At 44.9% G+C, this 23,314-nt stretch carries 20 protein-coding genes; 8 read left to right on the plus strand and 12 right to left on the minus strand.

The window, feature by feature from the left end; translation table 11 throughout:
• Both folK and folB read right to left on the minus strand, forming a co-directional pair.
• Positions 1-495 (minus strand): 2-amino-4-hydroxy-6-hydroxymethyldihydropteridine diphosphokinase, encoded by a 495-nt coding sequence (gene folK / locus ACYX4M_RS03880; protein ID WP_476081964.1) that lies wholly within the window; start codon positions 493-495, stop codon positions 1-3.
• On the minus strand, positions 495-848 hold the full coding sequence (gene folB / locus ACYX4M_RS03885) for a dihydroneopterin aldolase (protein ID WP_476081965.1): 354 nt from the start codon (positions 846-848) through the stop codon (positions 495-497). The genes folK and folB overlap by 1 nt, the downstream gene beginning before the upstream one ends.
• Positions 849-1,139: 291 nt before the next feature.
• Here folB and plsY point away from each other — a divergent pair, with 291 nt between their 5' ends.
• Positions 1,140-1,742 (plus strand): glycerol-3-phosphate 1-O-acyltransferase PlsY, encoded by a 603-nt coding sequence (gene plsY / locus ACYX4M_RS03890; RefSeq protein WP_476081966.1) that lies wholly within the window; start codon positions 1,140-1,142, stop codon positions 1,740-1,742.
• Here plsY and ACYX4M_RS03895 read toward each other — a convergent pair.
• From ACYX4M_RS03895 to tsaD, 3 genes are all read right to left on the minus strand, one after another.
• Complete coding sequence (locus ACYX4M_RS03895) at positions 1,732-2,691, minus strand: alkaline phosphatase family protein (RefSeq protein WP_476081967.1); 960 nt, start codon at positions 2,689-2,691, stop codon at positions 1,732-1,734. The genes plsY and ACYX4M_RS03895 overlap by 11 nt on opposite strands.
• Positions 2,692-2,704: 13 nt before the next feature.
• Positions 2,705-3,058, minus strand: coding sequence for an alkaline phosphatase family protein (locus tag ACYX4M_RS03900; protein WP_476081968.1), 354 nt, complete (start codon positions 3,056-3,058; stop codon positions 2,705-2,707).
• A gap of 192 nt (positions 3,059-3,250) precedes the next feature.
• Complete coding sequence (tsaD, locus tag ACYX4M_RS03905; RefSeq protein ID WP_474827815.1) at positions 3,251-4,276, minus strand: tRNA (adenosine(37)-N6)-threonylcarbamoyltransferase complex transferase subunit TsaD; 1,026 nt, start codon at positions 4,274-4,276, stop codon at positions 3,251-3,253.
• A 524-nt stretch (positions 4,277-4,800) separates the two neighbouring features.
• Here tsaD and rpsU point away from each other — a divergent pair.
• From rpsU to rpoD, 4 genes are all read left to right on the plus strand, one after another.
• Entirely contained in the window at positions 4,801-5,016 is a 216-nt protein-coding gene (rpsU, locus tag ACYX4M_RS03910; RefSeq protein ID WP_012517258.1) for a 30S ribosomal protein S21, read from the plus strand.
• Positions 5,017-5,252: 236 nt separating this feature from the next.
• The gene (locus ACYX4M_RS03915; protein ID WP_476081969.1) at positions 5,253-5,699 is read left to right on the plus strand and encodes a GatB/YqeY domain-containing protein; all 447 of its coding nucleotides are present in this window, start codon (positions 5,253-5,255) and stop codon (positions 5,697-5,699) included.
• Positions 5,700-5,919: 220 nt separating this feature from the next.
• Positions 5,920-7,698 carry a DNA primase gene (gene dnaG, locus ACYX4M_RS03920; RefSeq protein WP_476081970.1) on the plus strand — a complete coding sequence of 593 codons (1,779 nt, stop codon included), beginning with the start codon at positions 5,920-5,922 and terminating at the stop codon, positions 7,696-7,698.
• A gap of 443 nt (positions 7,699-8,141) precedes the next feature.
• The gene (gene rpoD, locus ACYX4M_RS03925; RefSeq protein WP_474808715.1) at positions 8,142-9,977 is read left to right on the plus strand and encodes an RNA polymerase sigma factor RpoD; all 1,836 of its coding nucleotides are present in this window, start codon (positions 8,142-8,144) and stop codon (positions 9,975-9,977) included.
• Between the two features lie 165 nt (positions 9,978-10,142).
• Here rpoD and ACYX4M_RS03930 read toward each other — a convergent pair whose 3' ends face one another.
• The 5 genes from ACYX4M_RS03930 to ACYX4M_RS03950 form a co-directional block, all read right to left on the minus strand.
• Complete coding sequence (locus tag ACYX4M_RS03930) at positions 10,143-11,762, minus strand: methyl-accepting chemotaxis protein (RefSeq protein ID WP_476081971.1); 1,620 nt, start codon at positions 11,760-11,762, stop codon at positions 10,143-10,145.
• A gap of 153 nt (positions 11,763-11,915) precedes the next feature.
• On the minus strand, positions 11,916-13,115 hold the full coding sequence (locus ACYX4M_RS03935; RefSeq protein WP_476081972.1) for a topoisomerase IV: 1,200 nt from the start codon (positions 13,113-13,115) through the stop codon (positions 11,916-11,918).
• 35 nt (positions 13,116-13,150) lie between these two features.
• Complete coding sequence (locus ACYX4M_RS03940) at positions 13,151-13,555, minus strand: type 2 periplasmic-binding domain-containing protein (protein ID WP_476082849.1); 405 nt, start codon at positions 13,553-13,555, stop codon at positions 13,151-13,153.
• Positions 13,556-14,053: 498 nt separating this feature from the next.
• Positions 14,054-17,161 (minus strand): efflux RND transporter permease subunit, encoded by a 3,108-nt coding sequence (locus ACYX4M_RS03945; protein ID WP_476081973.1) that lies wholly within the window; start codon positions 17,159-17,161, stop codon positions 14,054-14,056.
• Between the two features lie 13 nt (positions 17,162-17,174).
• Positions 17,175-18,224: an efflux RND transporter periplasmic adaptor subunit gene (locus ACYX4M_RS03950; RefSeq protein ID WP_476081974.1), complete on the minus strand. Its 1,050-nt coding sequence runs from the start codon at positions 18,222-18,224 to the stop codon at positions 17,175-17,177.
• A 584-nt stretch (positions 18,225-18,808) separates the two neighbouring features.
• On the opposite strand from ACYX4M_RS03950, the gene ACYX4M_RS03955 reads away from it, so the two are divergent.
• The 3 genes from ACYX4M_RS03955 to ACYX4M_RS03965 all read left to right on the plus strand — a co-directional run bounded on the left by ACYX4M_RS03955 (position 18,809) and on the right by ACYX4M_RS03965 (position 21,336).
• Complete coding sequence (locus ACYX4M_RS03955; RefSeq protein ID WP_476081975.1) at positions 18,809-19,273, plus strand: NUDIX hydrolase; 465 nt, start codon at positions 18,809-18,811, stop codon at positions 19,271-19,273.
• 65 nt (positions 19,274-19,338) lie between these two features.
• Entirely contained in the window at positions 19,339-20,106 is a 768-nt protein-coding gene (locus ACYX4M_RS03960; RefSeq protein ID WP_476081976.1) for a class II aldolase/adducin family protein, read from the plus strand.
• Positions 20,107-20,151: 45 nt separating this feature from the next.
• Entirely contained in the window at positions 20,152-21,336 is a 1,185-nt protein-coding gene (locus tag ACYX4M_RS03965) for a mandelate racemase/muconate lactonizing enzyme family protein (protein WP_476081977.1), read from the plus strand.
• Between the two features lie 81 nt (positions 21,337-21,417).
• On the opposite strand, the gene ACYX4M_RS03970 is transcribed toward ACYX4M_RS03965, so the two are convergent.
• Both ACYX4M_RS03970 and ACYX4M_RS03975 read right to left on the minus strand, forming a co-directional pair.
• Positions 21,418-22,293, minus strand: a complete 876-nt coding sequence (locus ACYX4M_RS03970) for an amidohydrolase family protein (RefSeq protein ID WP_476081978.1) — start codon at positions 22,291-22,293, stop codon at positions 21,418-21,420.
• A gap of 112 nt (positions 22,294-22,405) precedes the next feature.
• On the minus strand, positions 22,406-23,197 hold the full coding sequence (locus tag ACYX4M_RS03975; RefSeq protein ID WP_476081979.1) for an SDR family NAD(P)-dependent oxidoreductase: 792 nt from the start codon (positions 23,195-23,197) through the stop codon (positions 22,406-22,408).
• Positions 23,198-23,314: the final 117 nt, after the last annotated feature.

Below are 23,314 nucleotides of genomic sequence, written 5' to 3' on the forward strand. Positions count from 1 at the left end.
TTAACTCCAAGTAAAGTCAATTGGCCATAATTGCTGTTTCTGTTTATCAAAGTTTTGCCACATTTGGGCATAGGTTTCTTGCGTTTCAGGGTGAATGTCGTCGGGAACAAGTTCAGCTAACGGCCAAAGCACAAACGCGTTGTAACAAATCTCTTCGCGAGGCAAAACCACAGGGGATGTGGATACCTTACTATCATAGGTAAGCAAGTCGAGATCAAGGGTTCTAGCGCAGAATTTTTTGTCGGTATGCACTCTTCCATTATCTTTCTCAATTGCCTTTAGTATTGCACACACCTCTTCAACATTTTTTGATGTTGTCGCCCGTGCGGCAGCATTATAAAAAGGGCTGCCGTTGAAGCCTACAGCTTCGCTTTCATAAACGGAAGACACTGAAACATCTGAGAAGTGTTGTTTTAGGGCAACTAAAGACTGTCTAGTGTAATGCTCGCGTTCAATGTTAGAACCAATGCTGATTAGAATGGTATGTTCAGACATTAATTACGCTCTTTTCGCATTTCAACGGCAACGGTTTGCGCATTAGGAAGAATATCAGGTTTAACAATCTTTAGGGTTATCGATGCAACAGAGAAGTTTGCAAGTACGCTGTCCATAACCTTGCTTCCGAAAGCTTCTAGCAGTTCAAACGTGCTTTCTTTGCCAACTTCCACGATGCACTCGGCTACTTTGGCATAATCTACCGTATCAGCAACATCGTCGCTTTGCATCGCAGCGCTTAAGTCAACATCAAGTGTTACATCGAGAAGTAGCTGGGTGGTTCTTACTCGCTCCCAATCATAAACACCAATCAGGGTGTCTACTTCAAGCCCTGTTATATAAATTTTTCCCATGGAATTTTTTCATCTTGTCTGTTATCAAACCAGTTTATTGCCCTACTTTCCGGCTTCAATACTGGTCTTACTACTGCGCTTTCAACCACATATTACTGGTAAACGGTGGTATATCGCGTTTGGATGGAGTAGCTTTACGCTTGTGTGGCACAACTATACCGCTGTATGACAACTGGGGGCAACCAAGGTTTTGTAATTTAATAGGGCACAAGCCTTTAACCTCCTACAAGAGAAGTGAAACCTTACAAAAGGCAGTACTTCTTAAACGCTTTTGATAATTAGAATGAAAAAATGATTTCGCTAACGCTTTTAATGGCTGCTGTTGCCTACCTCCTAGGTTCACTATCAAGTGCAGTGGTTATAAGCCAATTATTTGGTTTACCCGACCCAAGGACCGCTGGCTCTAAAAACCCTGGTGCAACCAATGTGTACCGCTTAGGTAGTCGTATTCCCGCGCTACTTGTACTTGTTATGGATATTTTGAAAGGCACTATTCCCGTTTACGGCAGCTACTTTTTGGGTATAGAACCAATAATGCTGGGCATAATTGCTATCTTTGCCTGTTTAGGCCATATATTTCCGCTTTATTTTGGTTTCAAAGGCGGTAAAGCCGTCGCTACCGCCTTTGGTGCCATGCTGCCTATTGGGCTCGATTTAGCCGGGTTGCTTGTTCTAAGCTGGGTGGTGGTGGTTTTTCTTACCGGCTATTCTTCGCTAGGAGCGCTCATTGCAGTGTCGCTAGCGCCACTTTTCACATTTTTAATTAAGCCTTTATACACTGTGCCGGTAGCAATGCTTTCGCTGCTTATTATTTTACGCCATAAAGACAACATTGCCCGCCTGTTAGCAGGCAATGAAAGTAAAGTGTGGGATAAAGGAAAGGTTAAAGAGTAAGCGCCTGTTGCAGTACGTTGAGCTTACCGTCTATAGGCGTAACAGGCTTAATACCCAATATTTTAGCCAGCGCTGGATAAACTTCTAGGTTGCTAAATGTAGGTATAGTACTATTCGTTTTAAACGCTGGTCCCACTGCAACAAAGGTTGCTCCCATATCAGGTAATGTATTTAAGTAGCCATGCCCACCTTTGCTAACATGCGTACTATTGGCGTTTTTGAAACGGGCTGGTGGCGCAATTTCGATAATAATATCACCAGTTCTATTCCCTATTTCCATGTGACGTTTAGCGCGCTGGGTATCATTAAGTACAATGTAGCGGTTTTCGGCTATATGGGTAAGACGTTCTATTTCTTCGTTGATTTGCTTATCTGACACGCCTTCTCTGGCGTAAAGATGCACTTGCGCCCCTTCGTTTTCAATAATAAAGCTCTCGGGTATGGATAAAGTCTCAACCTCTATAAGCTGGCTTTCATCAATAGGCGTCATGCCGTGGTCAGACACCACTACCAGATTCACGGGTAAGTCTAATGCATTAATGCGCTTATAAAGTTGACCGATAAGTGCATCTACCTCTTGCACCGCATCATTTGTTTTGTCAGCCAGCGGCCCTTCGTCATGGCCTATCGTGTCGGTTAACGAAAAATAGCCTGCGATTAAACGAGGTCGTGAGACTTCCGGAAGTTTAAGCCAATTTATAATTTGGTCGATGCGCTGCTGATAATCGGCGTATTTAGAGTAGTGAAAAAAGTAGCTGGGCTGCGCCCCTGAAATACGAGCATCTGATTCTGGCCAGAAGAAGGCAGCTGCCTTCATGCCATGATATTCCACTAAGTTCCATAGCGGTGTTGCCGTAATCCACGTGCTGTCCATACGACCATAACCTAATTGATACTTTGCATACCCCTCTTTTGAAGGGCGGGATTTGTCATAAAAGCGGTTATTCACAATACCGTGGTGTTTAGGAAGGCAGCCCTGTGATCAACGAAATATGGTTAGGAAAGGTATTTGACGGATAAACAGGGGTCATAGACGACGCTCTTACCCCTTGCTTTGCAATAGCAGCAAGGTGTTGCGCGCTGTGTAATTCGATATAGTCGTGGCGAAATCCATCAAGAGAAATGAGCACGACATATTGGTCTTGCTGCTCCTGCTTTTCTTGCTTAAGGCCTTGTACAGGTGCATTCAAGGGTGACTTGCTTGATGCAAATGCACTGGACGCGGTGAGCGCTGCAACGGCAAGCGAAATAAATAACGACAACGCTAAATGGAATAGCGGTGCATTTTGTTTTGTTCCGTCTGTTGCTAAGCGCATGTTTTTTTACGTCCTTACTCAATGTTCATTTTGGTAAAATAAAAGGCAATGGAATGCGCTCCCATTGCCTTTACTTTTTGTTTGTCTATGTTGGGCGCTTGTTATGCTTTATATCTACTTTGTAAACATCTTATGCATACGCCAATAGTCTATATCGACTTTACAACATTATTTGAAACTCAGTGGGCGTTTTTAAATTGCTGATAAGGTATCAAGAGGCCAGCGCGGTTTGGCTTGTGACGATAACGCCAAGGTTTCGCCTGCTTTTAAGCGCTGCATCCCCGCATAGGCAATCATGGCACCATTATCTGTACAATACGCTAAGCTAGGGTAAAACACCTCACCTTTTAGCTCTTGCATTAGGGCTTTCATCTCACTGCGCAACATCGTATTTGCACTAACACCGCCAGCAATAACCAATCGTTTCATTCCTGTCTGCTTCAATGCTCGCTTACATTTTATAATAAGCGTATCCACTACAGCCTCTTGGAATGCGTAGGCAATATTCGCTTTAATTTGCTCAGCATCATCACCGGTTAGGTCAGCATCGCGAATGGTATTCGCTGCAAAGGTCTTTAAGCCGCTAAAGCTGAAATCTAAGCCTGGTCTGTCGGTCATTGGACGTGGGAATTTGTAGTGTCCCGCCTCGCCCTTTTCGGCCAATTTTGCCAAGAGAGGGCCGCCAGGGTAATCAAGACCAAGTAACTTAGCGGTTTTATCAAAAGCTTCGCCTGCGGCATCGTCAATTGACTCGCCAAGTACTTCATACTGACCAATGCCTTCTACTTTGACCAGCATTGAGTGACCACCTGACACTAAAAGCGCAACGAAAGGAAATTCAGGTGCGTCCTCTTCAAGCATAGGCGCTAACAGGTGCCCCTCCATATGATGAACACCCACCGCAGGTACGTTCCACGCATAGGCCAATGAACGCCCTACCGATGAACCTACTAAAAGGGCGCCTACCAATCCTGGGCCTTGAGTGAATGCAACACCGTCAATATCTGACGGCTGGGTATTCGCATCTTCCATGGCTTTTTCAATTAAGGGAATGATTTTTCTCACATGGTCCCGAGAGGCGAGCTCAGGCACTACACCACCATAATCCGCATGCAGCTTCACTTGGCTGTATAGTTCGTGCGACAACAAACCTTTTTCATCGTCATAAACGGCGATGCCAGTTTCGTCGCAAGATGTTTCTATTCCTAAAATACGCATGGGGAGCAACCCTTTTTACTACTAACTTCAATACCGAGTTTTTGGATATATAGCAATGCTGTCTAATATATAAATTACTCACTAAAGTGTTGTGAACAATAATTAGTTAAGCGAATATCAAAAACTGAGAAAATAATTCTGGCGATCTGGCGGGATCATCTTTATGATCCCGGCGCGATCATAACACTACCCTAGTCAGGATCATTTGCTTTCTACTTTTGATCACAAAAATATATCAGAAGAAACATGAGCAAAAAGCATTCTGAAAAGGGCGCTTATACAAGCCGAGTTAAACAACGCGGCGCTTAACGAGCGCAGAGTTTACCTTTTATCCTGCATTCATGGAATGCCAGTGAACAGGTAAATGAACGGTAAATGCACAATATTGGCTATTTTTTGGCAATTCATCCTTTACTTTCTCTGTAGATATGATTAGAATTTCGCACCATTTTTAACCCGGGTGGCCTTTTTAGCGCACAATTTTACCCGGATTTACACAGTAAAAGTTTTGAGGTGAGTGTTTAATGCCTATCGTTAAAGTTAGAGAAAACGAGCCGTTTGATGTGGCGCTGCGTCGTTTTAAGCGTTCTTGTGAAAAAGCAGGTGTTCTTTCTGAAGTTCGTCGTCGTGAATTCTTCGAAAAGCCAACTTGGGAACGCAAGCGCAAGAAAGCTGCCGCTAAAAAGCGTCATCTTAAGAAGCTAGCTCGTGAAAACGCACGTCGCGTAAAACTCTACTAATATAGGGTTAAGTAACGAGTCTGAAAGGTGTTGCAATTGCAGCACCTTTCGCGTTTCTGGGCCTCTATTTTTCGACCTTATTCTTACGACTCCATTTTTTCCTTTTCAAATGGTTGCATTTAATTTCCAACCTGGGGCTTAATAATACCATTCCGCATAGATCATTATCTTCTGAGTGGGCAATGCTCTATGCGGATTGGTATAAGCAATCTACTAATAAAAAATCAGGAAACATCATGGCACTAATTGATGATTTAAAAGCGGCGCAGAAAGATGCGATGCGTGCAAAAGAAAAAGTACGTCTTGGTACTATTCGTATGGCTATGGCGGCCATTAAGCAAAAAGAAATCGATGAACAAATTACGCTAGACGATAGCGCAATCTTAGCGGTATTGACCAAAATGGTTAAACAGCGTCAAGACGCGGCAGCGCAATACGACTCAGCCAATCGCGAAGACCTAGCTAGCAAAGAGCGTGAAGAAATCACTTATATTGAAGATTTCTTACCGCAGCCTTTGACTGACGATGAACTCAATGCCCTTATCGACGAAACCATGGCTGCGACTGGCGCGTCGGGTATGCAAGATATGGGGAAAGTCATGGGCGCATTGAAGCCTAAAGTTCAAGGCCGCACCGACATGGGCGCATTGAGTGCAAAAATTAAGGCGCGTTTGAACGCTTAAGTACTGCCCACGTGTAACAGTGAATCGCGCAGAAGGTGGGCATTGTCTCACCTTCGTTATTCTCATTTAACCACTTCCCTGTTACAGTACTTCACTGTTTTCATGATGTTGTAGCCTGTCGTTTGAAGCGCAGTTGCAGCTTGTGCTTTTCTCATTCTTTTTGAACTGAATCTTTTTTAACTAACTCTTTTTTTAACTAACTTTTGTTGAAAGTACCCTCATGGCTGGAAAGATACCTCGCGATTTTATAGATGACCTGCTGTCACGTACCGATGTGGTAGAAGTGGTAGATAGCCGAGTCAAACTCAAAAAAGCAGGTAAGAATTACCAGGCGTGCTGCCCTTTTCATAACGAAAAGTCACCCTCTTTTACTGTTAGTCAAGATAAGCAGTTCTATCACTGTTTCGGATGCGGCGCTCACGGTAATGCTATCTCATTTATTATGGAATTCGACCGCTTAGAATTTGTAGAGGCTATTGAAGAGCTAGCCCGTTATCACGGGCTTGAAGTACCTCGAGAAAAAGGCAGCAGGCCTGCCATGAGCGAAGAGAAAAAGCAGCAACAGCAAGACGACTATGCCGTGATGGAACAAGTCACACGCTTTTTCCAGCACCAGTTGCGTCAAAACGGTAATAGCAAAAAGGCCATCGACTATCTGAAAAAACGCGGGCTGAGCGGCGATATCGTTAAGCAGTGGGAAATTGGCTATGCCCCTGACAGCTGGGACGCACTGCTAAATACCTTTGGTAAAGATCCCCAACGCATCAAGCAGTTGGTCGATTTAAAACTGGTTAATCGCAACGAACAAGGGCGTACCTACGACTTTTTCCGCGACCGCATTATGTTTCCTATCAGAGATAAACGAGGTCGCGTGGTCGGATTTGGCGGTCGTGTTTTAGACGACGGCGGTCCTAAATACTTAAACTCACCAGAAACCCGCATTTTCCACAAAGGCAGTGAGCTTTTTGGCTTTTACTCAGCACGCCAGAACAATCGCACCCTTGATACGGTTGTCGTTGTTGAAGGCTATATGGATGTGGTGGCCCTGAGTCAGTTCGATATTAATATTGCAACAGCTGCCCTTGGCACAGCTACCACACCTGAACATATTCAAATGCTGGTTCGTGCTACTTCTCATATTGTATGCTGTTATGACGGAGACCGTGCCGGGCGTGAGGCTGCATGGCGTGCGCTCGAAAACGCTTTACCAGCGTTGAAAGATGGCGTGCGTATATCGTTTTTATTTCTGCCCGATGGCGAAGACCCAGATACTATGGTGCGTCAGGTGGGCAAAGATGCCTTCATGGAAATGCTCGATAACGCTACGCCTTTGTCTCGTTTTTTCTTTGAGAACTTGCTAAAAACCCACAAAGTGGGAACGCCAGAAGGTAAAATTGCCCTTAAAAAAGCGGCAATGCCGCTGATTGAAAGCACCTTAGGTGATGACCAAAAGCAAATGCTACTGGAAGAGTTAGCCAAGCACACCGGTGAGTTTGACAGATTTAAACTTCAGCAAGATATTACCAAAGCAAATCAAGGTTCGAAGCAAGCTTACTCTCCTAATCGCAACCAGGTAAACAAGCCAAAACTATCTCCACTACGCATGCTGATACGCTTGTTACTAGATAAACCAGAATTAGCCGCACGTTGCGAAGATGTGCAGATAGATATATTCGCAGGCAGCAGTGCTGCAGGTATGGATTTATTGCGCGATGTTCACAGCTATTGTGTCAAACATCCACAAGCAAAAACTGCACAGCTTGTTGAAAATTTCCGCGACCATCCCCATTCCCCTACTATCGCGAAATTATTGTTACAAGAACACTTAGTCAAAGACGAGGATGCTGAACGAGTTTATAATGACAGCTTCGCTCGCTTACTAGACGGGCATTTCGATAGCCGAATTGAAACCTTAATTTCACGCTCGCGGGTTCAGCCGCTGACACAAGCGGAAAAACAGGAATTGAACCTGCTTATGAGGGAAAGACAGAAGAGTTAACCTGGAGTTAATGGACTTCGGGTTTATCTGTTTTTGCGTAGTAAGCTTTACGTTTAGCTCGCCTTCGCCTTGCAGTTATGCACTATGCAAGTAGTAAAGGCGGATATGTAAAAAGCATTGACTAAAAAATCGGCCGTCAATCTGGTAAAACCACCGCTTATTCTGCTATACTGGCTAATTCGCTGCGGGCATGTTTGAACATGGTTCACACTTTTTATGTGAACAAAAATGCAGCAACATGAGTAGCAAAGATATAGCCGAACATAACGGGCAGAACCGAACCCGAGCAGATGTGCATCGTAAATATATTGGTTTACACCAGCGTGGCATCTAGCATTAACGGCCTTGATACAAATGCAGTACTACAGCAGAACAGGGAACATACCTAGGCGTATGTTGTCTTTTCTATTGCAAACTAATTGAATGTGAGAAGTGTAGGTTATATGGCGCAAAGCAAGCAGTCTCAGATTAAACTCCTGATTGCAAAAGGTAAAGAGCAAGGTTACTTAACCTTTGCAGAAGTAAACGACCACCTGCCGCAAGATATTGTCGATTCTGATCAAATCGAAGACATAATCCGCATGATTAATGACATGGGAATTCAAGTTTCTGAATCAGCTCCTGATGCAGATGAACTTCTCATGCAAGAAGCGAATGCTGATGAAGATGCTGCAGAAGCTGCAGCTCAAGCACTTGCTACTGTAGAAAGTGAAATTGGCCGTACGACTGACCCAGTTCGCATGTATATGCGTGAAATGGGTACCGTTGAACTTCTTACACGCGAAGGCGAAATTGAAATTGCTAAGCGTATTGAAGACGGTATTAACCAAGTACAGTGCTCGGTTGCTGAATATCCAGAAGCGATCACTTACCTGTTAGATCAGTGGGATTTATACGAAGCCGAAGAAATTCGCCTAAGTGACATTATCTCGGGCTTTGTTGATCCTAACGATGATCAAGATCTCGCGCCAACTGCAACACACGTAGGCTCTGAGTTATCTGAAGAAGAGTTAGATGACGAAGATGGCGATGATGATGATGACGACGACGAAGATGAAGACGATAGCGGCGTAGACCCAGAGCTAGCGCGCGAACGTTTCGCAGAACTTCGTGAACAGTACATCAAAACTCGTGATGTTATCGAGAAGAAGGGTCGTTCACATGCCGATTCTCGTACACAAATCAACGCACTAAGCGACGTATTTAAAGAGTTCCGTCTAGTTCCTAAGCAATTTGATCGCATGGTTAAAAACATGCGTGCAATGATGGACAAAGTACGTATCCAAGAACGTCTTGTAATGAAGTTCTGTGTTGTTAATGCAAAAATGCCTAAGAAAGATTTTATAAAAGCTTTCGCGGGTAATGAAACATCTACTGCATGGCTACACGAAGCAGTTAAATCAGGTGCGCCTTATGCAGCTGAACTTGCAGTTAACCAAGAAGAGATTGAGCGCTGCATTAGCAAGATGAATCAAGTTGAGCAAGAGACTGGCTTGGTTATCGCTGATATTAAAGACATTAACCGTCGCATGTCGATTGGTGAAGCGAAAGCGCGTCGTGCGAAAAAAGAGATGGTTGAAGCTAACCTTCGTCTTGTTATCTCAATTGCGAAGAAGTACACCAACCGCGGTCTTCAGTTCCTTGACCTTATCCAAGAAGGTAATATTGGTCTGATGAAGGCGGTAGATAAGTTCGAATACCGTCGTGGTTATAAGTTCTCAACTTACGCTACATGGTGGATTCGTCAGGCGATTACTCGTTCAATTGCTGACCAGGCGCGTACTATCCGTATCCCTGTGCACATGATTGAGACGATTAACAAGCTAAACCGTATCTCTCGTCAAATGCTTCAGGAGATGGGACGTGAACCTACGCCTGAAGAATTGTCAGAGCGCATGCTAATGCCTGAAGACAAGATTCGTAAGGTACTTAAGATTGCTAAAGAGCCAATCTCGATGGAAACACCTATCGGCGATGATGAAGATTCACATCTTGGCGACTTTATCGAGGACAGCACTATTATTCAGCCCCTCGATTCAGCAACTGGCGGTAGCTTAAAAGGCGCAACACAAGAAGTACTAGCAGGTCTAACTGCTCGTGAAGCGAAAGTACTACGTATGCGTTTCGGTATCGACATGAATACCGACCACACGCTTGAAGAAGTAGGCAAGCAGTTTGACGTTACCCGTGAGCGTATTCGTCAGATTGAAGCTAAAGCACTTCGCAAACTTCGCCACCCTAGTCGTTCTGAGCAGCTACGCAGCTTCTTAGACGAATAGTAAAGAACATTACTTTAATTAAAATCCCCAGCCTAGCTGGGGATTTTTTTGTCTTAACTTCCCGAAGCTCTTTCTATAAGAAGTCATTGTTTTAATATTTTGCTTCACGCATAAAAAAGCCCCCATCAGGAGGCTTTCAATTCGCTTTAGAAGGCTTAGCTAGCCTTACACTCTAAACTGCTTAGCAATTGATTCGAGGTGTTGCGCAAGATCAGCAAGTTCATTGCACATGGTTCCAAGTTCCCCTGAACGACTTGCAGTTTGCTCGGTGCGCTCATGAATTTCATCAACGTGACGTACTATATCAACCGCAACAGTGCGCTGGTCTTCAGTATTGTGCGCAATCTGTTCATTCATTTGGTTGATGCGACCGATAGTACTGGTAATGGTCTCCAAGCTGCTACCCGCTTTATTAGCGGTTTCAACGCTACTTGTGGCCTGCTCGGTACCACGGGCCATTACCTCAACTGCTGAGTGAGCAGCGCTTTGTAGCTGTTCAATTGTGCTTTGAATCTCTTCTGTAGATTGCTGTGTACGTGAGGCCAGTGTTCTAACTTCGTCGGCGACTACTGCAAAGCCTCGCCCCTGCTCACCCGCTCTCGCAGCTTCAATTGCCGCATTCAAGGCCAGTAGGTTGGTTTGTTCTGCGATACCCTTAATGACATCGAGAACCGAGCCAACCTTATTTGAATCTGATTCTAGACGACCAATAACGTCGGCTGTCTCGCGCACGTTTTCAGCAAGTTGCTGAATACTAGTCACGGTTTGCTGCACAATTTGACGACCTTCACTCGCCGCTGTAGTCGCTTCGTTGGCGTCACTTGCTGCTTGGGCTGCACTGTGTGCCACACCATCAACTGAACCACTCATGATATCTACCGCTTGCTTAGCGTTTGTTGCAGACTGTTGTTGTACATCAATCGTGCGTTGAGTTTCTTCTGTCACGCCGCGTAGGTTCTGCGCCAGGTTCGATAGCGGTAAGCTCGCTTCAACAACATCGCGAACCACGCCCTGTAACTTATCCATAAACTGATTGAACCAGTACACCAAATCGCCAATTTCATCTTCGCTTTTAGTTTCTATACGAACTGTTAAATCACCATTTTCCTGAGCAATATCTTTAAGAGAGCGAACAACGTCATCAATGCTCTGCTTGATACCACGGACAATAGGAACCGCTGTAGCAAACAGTAGAATGGTAACAACAATCGCTAGAATAACGCCGGTGCTGATAAGCGATGTATTTGCGCTATCTGTGTTTTCAAAAGCTTTCTCGAATGCAGCTTGCTGTGCATCGCGAAATTGTGACATTGCGGCGATAGCGCCGTCATAAGACTGATTCATTTGAGCAGACAGTTCACCTAATCGACTAAAGTCAGCGGTGCCGTCTACCATAGATTGCGAAACGTCATACGCGACGTCAAAATATTTGTCGAAGCCTGATGATATACGAGAAATATCTGAACGAAACTCTGGGCTAATACTCGCTATTTGACTAAGCCCCTTTTTCGTTTCTTCAGCTAATTCTTGCGCCACAGTAAGGGTATCTTGGTCCCCTGTTGTTACCGCACTGGCAAGCGTATCACGTACCTTTTGCATATCAACAAGAGTCGATGCAGATAATTGCAGGGCTGGGAACTGAACTTTTTGCACTTTTTCTAACGTTGCGCCGTTATTTAACGCAGTGTAGACAGTGATGAGCAAATAAATAATAAAACTTAGCGCTGCGATCCCTGGAATAAGGAAAATCTTAGTCGCAATTGGCATTTTCTTTAAAAAGTTCATTAGCTATCCCACTGTTTTTATAATCGTTCAAGTGCTTTTTAGTTCGCCCTATATTACAGCACCTCTATAGGTCTACCTTACTTATCTACCTGATAGCGAAAATCTTTAATTAAAATTATGGCCTTGCAAACGAGCAAGGCCATAACTAGGTAGTTAGAAGGTGTAGTTCACACCAACTTTAAGCAGTGTTGCATCATTTAAATCATTGAGATCGTCTGAGTACCAGGTTACATCAGTTTTGAGTGCAAAGCCCGGCTCAACGTCATAGCGAAGACCTACGGTGACCGCAGATACATCTAGTTCTTGTTGAGCGGCAATACCCGCAGCAGTTTGATAGATTCCCGCCTGGCCATTAGCACCGTTCCACGTAGCGTCCACAACCGCGTCACCTGTTGCAATTGTTGGTGGCAGTGCCGCAATCAACCCAAGCTGAGCACCGTTGTCCGCTTCTTCAACTTCATAGGTAATATGCGGGGTAAATTTGCCGAAGCGCATACCTGCCGTAACATACCATGCTTTATTATCAGCAATAACAGAACCATCTACTTCTGTCTGCGTAAATTCTGCTCCCACAAACCAGTCATATTTGTCAATATCTACAGCAACTTCGAAGAAAGTTCCCGTGTCTTCATTAACGCTAAGACCTTCGGCAGCTAAAGACGCAGATGGGATGAAAGCGCCATACTGATTTAAGCCACCAACAAACGTATCGAAGTCAGCGTTAGCAGCACTTGTTTTGCCACGAGCAAACAATGTACGGGCGCTAAACCAGTCGCGCGTTGCTTCAAAAGACGCAGCCACAACGTTTTCTAGCTCTAACGCTGCTGGAGTTCCTGAAATGGTCGTGTCAGCCTCTACACGACCCATGGTAAGCTGAGCGCCATACTCCCAATCACCAGAGTAATTCATATAGTCAATACGTACACCATCGATATTGTTAAAGTCGATACCGTAAACAGAGTCAGGTGGTGTTAGCCAGTGATAAGAATAACCAATATCAAGTGATGCGGAATATTTGAAAAGAGGCATACGCAGACGACCAGCGCTGATGTTAACGTTGTTGTTCAACATGTAAGTCATGTAGGCCCACTCGAAATCGGCATCGTAGTCGTCACGACCACGGCCAACCAATTGTGCAGTCGCAGAAAGCTTATCGCTAACTTCTCCACGAACTTGGAGACCAAAAACACTGGCTGGGTCGAAACTAAAATCACTGTCGTAGTCGTACACTGACTCGTCATCGTCTAGCGTCATTCCGCCGATAAGGTTTGCAAAGCCGTTAATTTGAACGTCGGCTAGTGCTGGAGTAGCCAAAAGGCCAGCCAAAGATAAGATAGCTAATTTGGTTTTCATGCGTGTTCCTTAAATTCTTTTATATTAACGGTAAGTTAGAAAGTAGCGACTACGCGTACGCTATCGTTCACAGCACCAGCATCGACATATCCGATGGCGCCTGGGTTGCTTGCAACCGCAGAAATAACGTCTGCGTCACTGCCTAAGGCCTTTGGAGGTTGACCTTTACCGGTAAAAACAAGTTTTGACCAAAACGCAGTAAGTTGTGCTGCAGTTTTGTTTAATACTTTGCCGTTAAATTCGTCGGTGGCAGATTGGCCTTCAGATAACGCGATAGGCTCTGCTTTTGTACCGCCTGGAAATGCTTTTGCTTTGTTTAAGAAAAGTCGGCTTATACTATCTTTATCTAGTGAGTCGCCATTGCTAGGATGCACGATGACTGCTACATCAGCAATCGCAACATTGCAGCACAGTCCGGCTGCAAGTATCCATTTTTTCATCATATGTCCTCTGAAGTCTGTGTGAGTGCTAGCCCATCGCCCTTCACTTTCTTTGAACACGTCTAAAACGACATTTGCGTGTTTGAGCGATATGAAGCAAACAGGTGCTTGTGTGTCCGAACATTTACAACGGTGTAAGTATTGGTCACAAATCCAATATTCGCCACTTTGAGCTTTAAATATTTATCTTATATAAATTAATAGCTTATATAAGCGCCTGGGGAATGCGCGCAGTGTATTGAAAGTAGAAAGTTAAACAACTATACGTTTGTCTAATACATACTTTTAGCACTTATAAATGCCGATAAGAAAACTAAATGCAATGCAGAAAGGCCGAACTAACCTCGAAAGATCATAAACTTAAAGAAGGTAGGCTTTGCAACAGAAGTGATGAAAACTCATATTAGAGTATGAAATAAAATACCCGACATTTTTAAACGCGCACCAACGTTCGTCAGTGCGAGTTCAAAAGACAATCAATCGTTAACAAGCGAATTGCTACGACTCACCTTTTCTATAAGGGATCGTTTTTTCTAACGCTTCTATTTCATTGGTTCGCTGCATTGGAGAGCCGGTATTCCTTGCAAGCCAGCTATAGGCTGTGGGAACAACATAGAGGGTCATAAATGCTGAAACAAGCACACCAGAGAAGATTACCATACCAATCACCATCCGGCTTTCAGCGCCAGGTCCTGATGCAAGCACCAAAGGTAAAGAGCTAAACACGGTGGTAAACCCCGTCATTACGATAGGCCGCAAACGCTGTGCGGCAGCACGCTTAAGTGCGAGTTCAAACTCCATACCTGCATCGCGAAGTTGATTAGCGAACTCTACTATCAATATACCATTTTTTGCGGCAAGCCCAATAAGCATAACCAAACCAATCTGACTGTAGATATTAATTGTCATATCGCTAAAAAATAGCCCAATATATGCCCCAACGAGGGCTAAAGGCACGGTGAGCATGATTACCAAAGGATGCACCCAACTTTCGAACTGCGCAGCCAATATTAAGTAAGTCACCGCAAGCGCCAGCATGAACACATAAACAAACGAGTTGCCCGCTTCTTGGTAAAGTTGTGACTCCCCTTTGTAATCAATAGAAACATTATCAGGCAATTCAGTGGACACAATATTCTCTAAGTAGGCGAGCGCCTCACCGAGTGTGTAACCATCTGCCAAGTTTGCCGATATAGTTACAGCCCGCATTCTGTTGTAGCGATTTAATCTTGCTGACGTAGCCTGCTCTTCAAAGGTGAGTAAGTTATCCATGGGAATAAGTTCACCGGTACGAGATGACCTCACGTATAAATTTTCAATGCTGTTAGGGCTTCTGAAGTCTTCTTCTATGCCTTCCATGATGACATCGTATTCCTCACCTCTATCAAGGAATGTCGACACCCTACGCTGACCAAGCATGACCTCTAACGTGCCGCCAATATCGCTAATTGATACGCCAAGGTCAGCCGCTCTGTCGCGATTAATATTGACCAATAACTGGGGTGATGTCTCTTTGTAGTCAGAGTCTAGTCGAATTAATCCTGGATTTTGCGCTGCTTTTTGTAAAACGATGTCACGCCACTCTACAAGGTTCTCATAAGTATCACCTTGTAAGACGAACTGTACAGGACGTCCAAGCCCGCCTCCTGATATCCCGCTTCGCATAATCGCAAAAGCGCGAACGTCGGGCACGCTGTTGAGCTTGCCACTGATTTCATCCATTAGTGAAAATGTGCTGAAATCACGCTCATCCCAATCTGCAGAACCTACGATCGCAATTCCCGCATTGCCGCCGAAACCCGGTGTTCTCACCAAAAGACGATTAATTTTACCGCTCTCGCGATAGGGCATTAATATGCTCTCTATTTGCTCTAGATTTCGTGCGTTACTTTCAAAGCTCGCCCCTTCTTGAGCATTCATTAAGATGAAAAAGTTACCTCTATCTTCTTTAGGAACGAACTCACTAGGAACCTTCTCTGAGAGTTGGACTAACGCAACAACCGCAATAATAAGCATGAGCAGCATAAGGAAAGGTTGGTGTAAGGTTTTACCCAACGTATTGAAATAACTGCTTTCAAGCTTTGAAAAACGCTTATCCATCCAGCTTCCGAAGCCTGACGAACGTGGGCGTTTTTTAAGTATCTTTGACGCCATCATGGGCGACAAAGTCAGTGCGGTGAAACTTGAAAATGCGACTGCTGCCGCAATAGCCAACGCAAACTCGGTGAAAAGCCTGCCAATATTACCTTCAAGGAAAACCAAAGGAACGAATACAGAGATAAGTACCAGAGTGGTGGCAATTACGGCAAACCCGACCTCTTTGGCACCGCGATATGCAGCCAAGATAGGCGGCTCTCCCATCTCAATGCGTCGATAGATGTTCTCAAGTACAACGATAGCGTCATCTACCACCAGGCCAATCGCTAACACCATAGCAAGCAGGGTTAGCAGGTTTATCGAAAAGCCCAGCGCATACATCACTATAAAAGCCGCAATAATAGACACGGGTACGGTTACCGCAGGAATGAGCGTGGCGCGAATATTACCGAGGAAAACGTATATGACGATCACTACCATTAGCATAGCGATCCCCAAGGTCTCATACACCTCGTCAATCGACGCTTCAATAAAAACCGACGAGTCGTAGCTTGGTACAATGAAAATATTATCTGGAAGGGTCGCTTCTATTCTTTCTATCTGCGCTTTAGCCGCGCGGGCTACCTCGAGAGTATTGGCTTTAGACTGCTTGATAATGCCAAGGCCTATCATATTGACGCCATCACCGCGAAACTCGGTTTCGTCATCTTCAGCCGTTAGCTCAACATTGGCTATTTCACCAAGGCGAACGAGATAGCCGTTATCTCCTACTGCGACGGTAAGCGCCGCAAAATCATCCGGCGTTAGAAAAGTGCGTGCAACCCGTACTTCAAAGTCACGATCAGCACTTTCTACTTCACCAGCAGGCAGCTCAACATTTTCAGCGCGAATCACTTGCTCTACATCACTAACGGTTATGCCCCTGGCCGCCATTGCATTGCGGTCTAAGAACACTTTCATTGCATAGCGTCTTCCGCCACCAATTTGAATTCTAGCCACACCATCAACAATGGATAGTCTGTCAACCAGCACACGTTCTGCGTAGTCAGTCAACTCCATAGTATTAAGGTTGGTGCTTCGTAAGTTGTACCACACCACGGCACTTTCATCTGAGTTCGCTTTAGATACTTCAGGGGGATCGGCTTGGTCGGGCAAATTATTTAACGCGCGGCTGACTCGCTCACGCACATCGTTAGCTGCCGCATCAATATCTCTGGAAAGTTTAAACTCTATAGTAATGTCTGAACGACCGTTACGAGACGTGGAAGTCACGTTCTTTATGCCTTCAATACCCGAAATTCTATCCTCTAGAAGCTGGGTAATTCGAGTTTCGACTATGTTCGCTGAAGCCCCAGTGTAGGTTGTATTAACTGATACAATAGGAGGGTCGATATCGGGATATTCCCGTAAGCTCAACATGGAGAACGCGACAATACCAAAAATAATCAGCAGTAAATTGAGTACGGTGGCAAAAACCGGGCGCTTTACAGAAACGTCTGACAATAGCATAACTGTTTGCTCCCTAACGGTTTAATACATTAACCGGAGATTGGTCACGTACGCGAAGTGTACCTTCGGTTATAACTTCATCCCCTTCACTTACACCGCTGACAATTTGCACTTGCCCTGGTCGACGCTCCCCAATTTCCACTTCCGTCTGATGTGCGACGTTATCTTTCACCACATAAACAAACTGTTTATCTTGCACTGGTACCAACGCCTTCTCTGGCAAAACTAAAGCGTTAAGCACACGCTTTTCTACCACGACAGTCAACAGCATTCCTGGACGCAGACGACTGTCTTTATTATCAATAGTGGCACGCACGCGAATGGAGCGACTAACAGGGTCTAGGCGCGTATCAATATTAGTGATTTTCCCTGTAAATTCTTCTCCAGGATAAGCGACTGACGACGCACTTACTGTCTGCCCTTTAGCCACGCTAGCAAGATGGTTTTCAGCGATACTAAAATCAACTTTGATTTGGCTAATATCATCTAATGTGGTGATAGTGTCGCCTGGCTGAATTAATGAACCAACGCTGATTTCTCGGTTGCCTAGCAGCCCATTAAATGGCGCGCGGACTTGTAAGTCATTGAGTTGAGCTAAGGCGACATCTAATTGGGCTTGTAATGCTTTCACTCGTGCTTGTTGCTCATCAAGAAGCTGTTCAGAAGTAGCATTTGACTGACGCAAATCAGCTATGCGGGTAAACTGACGTTTAGCCTCATCAATGTTAGCTTTTAGTTCTTCCACTCTGGCGCGCTCTTCAGTGTTGTTTAGCTGCACCAAAAGCTCGCCTTTTACGACTTTATCGCCATCATCGAAATTTATCGCTTTTACCGTATCGGTGACCTGCGCCGTAATATTCACTGACTCGTTAGCAGTAGCCGTACCCAGCGACTCGATAGTGATAGGAAATGCCCGAGATGAAACGACAGCTGTTTTCACTGGTGTGGCTCTCGCGCCGGCATTTGTTTTGCTCTTCTCCTGAGGCATATTCAAATACGCCACAACACCAGCAAGTAACACTACGCCGAGCAATAAGGGCGATAACGATAATCGTGAAGACATAACCTTTCCTATTGGTAAAATAGTATTGCGTTGAGCGTGGACTTTTCTTAAAAACTCAACGAATACTCAAGTACACAAAGTTCACTTTACATAAGCGCAAACTTTCCCAAACATGTTTTTGTGTACCGCGTTATTATTTTTATACCAATCCGCATAGATCATTGCCCTCTCAGAAGGCGCTGGCAAGTTTCCTAGCGAAGCGTGGGAATGCAGGAATGGTGTTCCCTTTCAAATTCCCAGAATGAAGCTAGGAAGCTTGCCAGACCTTCCCGAAGGGCGAGTTTAAAATGTCCGTACTCTTTGTTGTGTCACCTTGATGTAGAGCCACTACACCTGCGGTAACACGCCGCGATTACGAACATTTTAAATCTCGCTGAGTGGGTAATGATCTACGCGGACTGGTATTAGTTGTGTTATTTTTATTTTTGCGTAGAGTCTTTGCGATAATATTGATTGCTTTTATAGCAATCGCAAACACCCGCTAGAGTATTTTACCCAAATCAATGGTTATCTTATTTCGCTTATCAGCTATATTCGCCGTTTTAACGCTTTTCGCATGCTCTCAGTCAACGCCTAGTTCACCAATGTGCCGTGTTTCAGATGCACTGTTATCTAAGAATGTTCACGCTGAGATAAACGCTCAGGCCTCCCCCGTTGGCGCGGCCTGTTTAATAAAAACTGAAGGAAAAGTATTGCTGGTAAAGCATCGCCTTTCTGGCAAATTGGACTTCCCTGGCGGAGGACTATCTGACAATGAATCTCTTGCGTGTACAGCCCATCGGGAAACATGGGAAGAAACAGGGTTTAACGTTAAGGTGAGTGAATATTTATCGACAACATCAAATGGCCTAGCCATCTTCGGCTGTTATGTAGATGCTGGAATTGAAAAGCTTCCGAACACTTTCGATGCCCCGCCGTGGGCAAAAATAGAAGTTGTCGAACTTGTAAAGGCAGACCCATTTATGCTCGGTCATGATGCGATGCGTTATGGCGATGATCTTATTCCCTTGCGTGATGGCTATACCAAATTCGATATAAAGCAGCACTGACAAAGCATTGTTCATCGTTGCTGGTATTGGTAAATTGTCGCTATGAAATAAACAGGAGAAGTGGCTTGTATTCACTGCCAACATTAAGCTTAAAGGGCAAAGTATCTGAACGAGAATGGCAAACCCGTGTCGATTTGGCGGCGTGCTATCGGTTAGTAGCAGATATGCGGTGGGGCGATCTCATCTATACCCACATTTCTGCCAAGGTACCGGGCACAGACCATTATCTTGTTAATGCCTTTGGGCTTACCTTCGATGAAGTTACGGCTTCCAACTTGGTAAAAGTCGACTTAGACGGCAATATATTGGACGACACACCCTATGGGATTAACCCAGCCGGATTCACTATTCATAGCGCAATTCACGAAGTGCGTCATGATGCCCAGTGCGTTATCCACCTCCATACATTAGCTACCATCTCGGTGGCTTCGGTGAAAGGCGGATTGAAGCCTTGGAGCCAGTATTCAATGTTTTCGCTTCCTTCGCTTTCTTATCACAGCTATGAAGGCTTAGCGGTAGACGATAGCGAGAAGAAACGCCTGCAGGAGGATCTTGGCGATACTAATCACATGCTTTTGCCTAACCATGGCGGTCTAACCCTTGGTCCGACTGTTGGCGATGCCTTTATGCGTTTTTACGATTTACAGCGTGCGTGCGAAATTCAGCTTGCGTTGATGCAATCTAACGAAGAAGTTATCGAAGTACCGCAAAGCATTATTGATGGTATATACGCCCAGGCAAACGTTGTTCACAGCGGCGAAACTGGCGGGCAAAAAGCATGGCCAGCCATGTTGCGCAAAGCCTATAACTTAGACCCAAGTTTTTGCGAATAATTTAGCCAAACGCCAACTCATTTCAAACAGGAATTGCTAAAAAATATGAAAGTCACCAAAGTAGAAATTTTTGATATCGAATGCCCTAAACGCCCACAATGGAACCCTGTTTTTGTGCGCGTTTATTCTGATGAAGGCATTACAGGCGTAGGTGAAGCGGGACTTGCTTATGACTGGGGCCATAGCGCCGCTGCACATATGATTAAGGAAATAGCCGAAGCCATGCTAATTGGCTTTAATCCCTTTCACACTGAATTACTTTGGTCGAGAATGCTGCGCGAGGGCTTTTGGGGACTAGGCGGCGGCCCGGTGATTTATGCCGCGATGAGCGCCATTGATACCGCGCTTTGGGATATAAAAGGCAAAGCACTAGGTTTGCCTGTTTACGAACTACTCGGTGGTAAAACGAATGGCAAACTTCGCAGCTACGCTAGCCAGCTACAGTTTGACTGGGATAAAGAAGTCACCAAACTTAACGACCCAGCAGATTATGCTCGCGCCACTGAAAAAGCGCTGAAAGACGGTTACGACGCAGTAAAAGTTGATCCTATCGTTTACGATAAAGATGGCAACACCCACTTTGACAGAACCAAGCTTTTTACTAAGCCCGAGCTTAAACTTTTCAAAGCTCGTCTTCAGGCGATTAGAGACACCATGGGTGAAGATGGCGACATTATCTTTGAATGTCACAGTTTATTAGGTGCTTCAACGGCTATACAGCTGGGCGACATTGTTGAAGAGATTGGCTGCCTGTATTATGAAGAGCCAGTTAATTACCTTAACTCTAAGCTTCACGACAAAGTGGCAAAGAACGTTAACGTGCCTATAGCGGGCGGTGAACGCTTGTATCACCGTTGGGACGTTCGCCCTTATCTTGAGGACCAGTCTCTTGATGTACTTCAACCTGACGTTGGCCTTTGCGGTGGTTTTACAGAAGCGAAGAAAGTATGTGACTATGCCGACATCTACGACGTGCGCGTTCAGGCGCATGTTTGCGGTGGCCCAGTTGCTACTGCGGCAAGTTTGCACCTAGAAACGGCTATTCCAAACTTTTTAATTCACGAGCATCACACCTATGCCATCAAAGATTGGAACCGTGAGCTTTGTATTCAAGACCCTCAGCCAGTTAACGGCTTTATAGAAGCGCCTGACACGCCGGGAATTGGTATCGACCTTAACGATGAGGTGGTTTATCGCTCGCCACACATGACGGTAACGGAACTTAAATAGCAAAGTTACATTCCGGCGCTCCTGCAAACTAGTAAGTTAACGGCGCCGGAATAAGCTATGAGGCTTGTTACAGGCTAGCGCTTAAGCAAAGCCATACCACTGCCTAGCGTTTATAGACAACAGCGCCGCTTTTTGAGCTTCAGAAAGCGGCGTTATCATATCTGAGAACCCATGCCAAAGCGCAGCATAAGACATTCGCCACTGGCACAGTGGGAAGTTGCTCGCAAACATGATTTGACTTGTGCCAACTGTGCTTAATAAGGTTTCAAAAATATAGTAAGCACGCTGCCAGTTCCAACTGCGGTCTTGCATCTCTAATCCCGAAAACTTAAACGCAACCTGCCCGGTTTCACTCAAGACCCGAATGTTTTGTCGCCATGTTTTAAACGCCAAGCTCTTTGTATCAAATGGTGCAATAGCGGCGTGATTAATCGCAACTTTCAAAGCTGGAGTTTGTTCTAATACGTTAAGTAATCCAATTACAGCTTTACTATCCACAAGATTGAACTGCGCCTCAAAAGACAAGCCTTTAGAAGCCATGTGACCAAGCGCCCACTTTACTTTAGGGGCGCGCAGAAGCGTTTCAGCCTCGTCGTCTAAAATGTGACGTAGCCCACGTACAGAGGGATAAAGCGCTAGCTTTTCAATATGACTGCCGACGCTATTTCCAGTTAAATCGATACACCCAACCGAGCGAAATGGCAGCGCACAATGATGCTCTAAAAAAGCAATTTCTCGCCACGGTCTAAAGTTATCGTAGCCTGCTTCAATATGCACAAACCCACGAAGCTGCCCTTGAGAAGCACGATGGAGCATCGCCTCTGTGGTATTTTTGGCAATATTTCTCTTATCAGCCCAAAAAGGCGCATTAATGGGTTTTAACCAATCGTATTGACCTTCATCTAAAGCAAAAAGATGAATATGAGGGTCTACCCACGTTTGTGAATGCTGAACCATGATTTAATGCTTTAACCCTGAGTTTGTGCAGTTAACTGTAGCGCTTTTTACATCGCCTACTTGTGCAATGCTATTGCGCTTTCACAATTGAGGAGCGCTTATTGAGTCCTATTTATTGTGCCGTGTAGCCCCCATCCACAGCGTACAAACTTCCCGTGATGAAAGATGCCTTATCGCTACATAAAAAATAGGTCAGTTCTGCTACATCCTCTGGCTGACCTAACCGCCCAATGGGTTGAGCTGCGGCTTCTTCGGCTACCACTTCATTTTTATCTGCCCCAGAACGTGCCACATAATTATCAATGGCGTTATGAAACAAGGGCGTTTCAATGGTACCCGGACAAACCGCGTTAACGCGAATGTTGTATGGGGCATAATCAAGTGCCGTGGTTTTTGCGATAGACGCCAGTGCTCCTTTACTCACGCCGTAAGCAAAAGAATTTCGCTTTCCTACAAAAGACTGATCAGAACCCATCACAACAATGGCTCCACTTCCCTGCTCTTTCATGGTCGGCAAGCAAGATTTGATTGCGCCATAGGCGCCTTTAACATTCAGGCTAAGTACCTTATCAAGCAGATCTTCGTCAGTATCTTCAATAGTCGCTGAAACGTGGATACCCGCATTACACACTAAAGCGTCTATGCGTTGATAAGCCGCTATAACTTCATCGATTGCAGCCTCAACATTACTTACCACGCTTACATCACAAGGCTTCCAAGTGGCGTTAGACACAGCTTGCTCAAAATCTCTGATATCTAAGTTAACCACTTGATAGCCGTTTTCGCTAAACAACTTACATATTGCAAAACCAATACCTAAGCTTCCGCCTGTGACAACGCAAACGGGGCGCTTTTCGCTATTATTAGGTTGTTTAGGGTTGTTATAAGCGCTATCTGAATTCATATAGATTTGTACCGTGTCAAAAAGGTGCGTAAATAAATGGGATAATTTAGCCTAAGCATGCCAGTGAGAGTATGAAATGCAAGGGTTGCCACCTAGATACCTCTCCCACACGCTAAC

It is taken from the genome of Alteromonas sp. ABV4_150 (genome assembly GCF_056311745.1).

Bases quoted from the DNA above. Each gene is read 5' to 3' on its own strand.
- ACYX4M_RS03950 (WP_476081974.1), bottom strand. From the start codon at position 18,224: ATGTCTTCACGATTATCGTTATCGCCCTTATTGCTCGGCGTAGTGTTA.
- ACYX4M_RS03955 (WP_476081975.1), top strand. From the start codon at position 18,809: ATGTGCCGTGTTTCAGATGCACTGTTATCTAAGAATGTTCACGCTGAG.
- ACYX4M_RS03930 (WP_476081971.1), bottom strand. From the start codon at position 11,762: ATGAACTTTTTAAAGAAAATGCCAATTGCGACTAAGATTTTCCTTATT.
- ACYX4M_RS03935 (WP_476081972.1), bottom strand. From the start codon at position 13,115: ATGAAAACCAAATTAGCTATCTTATCTTTGGCTGGCCTTTTGGCTACT.
- rpsU (WP_012517258.1), top strand. From the start codon at position 4,801: ATGCCTATCGTTAAAGTTAGAGAAAACGAGCCGTTTGATGTGGCGCTG.
- ACYX4M_RS03900 (WP_476081968.1), bottom strand. From the start codon at position 3,058: ATGCGCTTAGCAACAGACGGAACAAAACAAAATGCACCGCTATTCCAT.
- folB (WP_476081965.1), bottom strand. From the start codon at position 848: ATGGGAAAAATTTATATAACAGGGCTTGAAGTAGACACCCTGATTGGT.
- ACYX4M_RS03965 (WP_476081977.1), top strand. From the start codon at position 20,152: ATGAAAGTCACCAAAGTAGAAATTTTTGATATCGAATGCCCTAAACGC.
- ACYX4M_RS03940 (WP_476082849.1), bottom strand. From the start codon at position 13,555: ATGAAAAAATGGATACTTGCAGCCGGACTGTGCTGCAATGTTGCGATT.
- ACYX4M_RS03915 (WP_476081969.1), top strand. From the start codon at position 5,253: ATGGCACTAATTGATGATTTAAAAGCGGCGCAGAAAGATGCGATGCGT.
- tsaD (WP_474827815.1), bottom strand. From the start codon at position 4,276: ATGCGTATTTTAGGAATAGAAACATCTTGCGACGAAACTGGCATCGCC.
- dnaG (WP_476081970.1), top strand. From the start codon at position 5,920: ATGGCTGGAAAGATACCTCGCGATTTTATAGATGACCTGCTGTCACGT.
- folK (WP_476081964.1), bottom strand. From the start codon at position 495: ATGTCTGAACATACCATTCTAATCAGCATTGGTTCTAACATTGAACGC.
- plsY (WP_476081966.1), top strand. From the start codon at position 1,140: ATGATTTCGCTAACGCTTTTAATGGCTGCTGTTGCCTACCTCCTAGGT.
- ACYX4M_RS03970 (WP_476081978.1), bottom strand. From the start codon at position 22,293: ATGGTTCAGCATTCACAAACGTGGGTAGACCCTCATATTCATCTTTTT.
- rpoD (WP_474808715.1), top strand. From the start codon at position 8,142: ATGGCGCAAAGCAAGCAGTCTCAGATTAAACTCCTGATTGCAAAAGGT.
- ACYX4M_RS03945 (WP_476081973.1), bottom strand. From the start codon at position 17,161: ATGCTATTGTCAGACGTTTCTGTAAAGCGCCCGGTTTTTGCCACCGTA.
- ACYX4M_RS03975 (WP_476081979.1), bottom strand. From the start codon at position 23,197: ATGAATTCAGATAGCGCTTATAACAACCCTAAACAACCTAATAATAGC.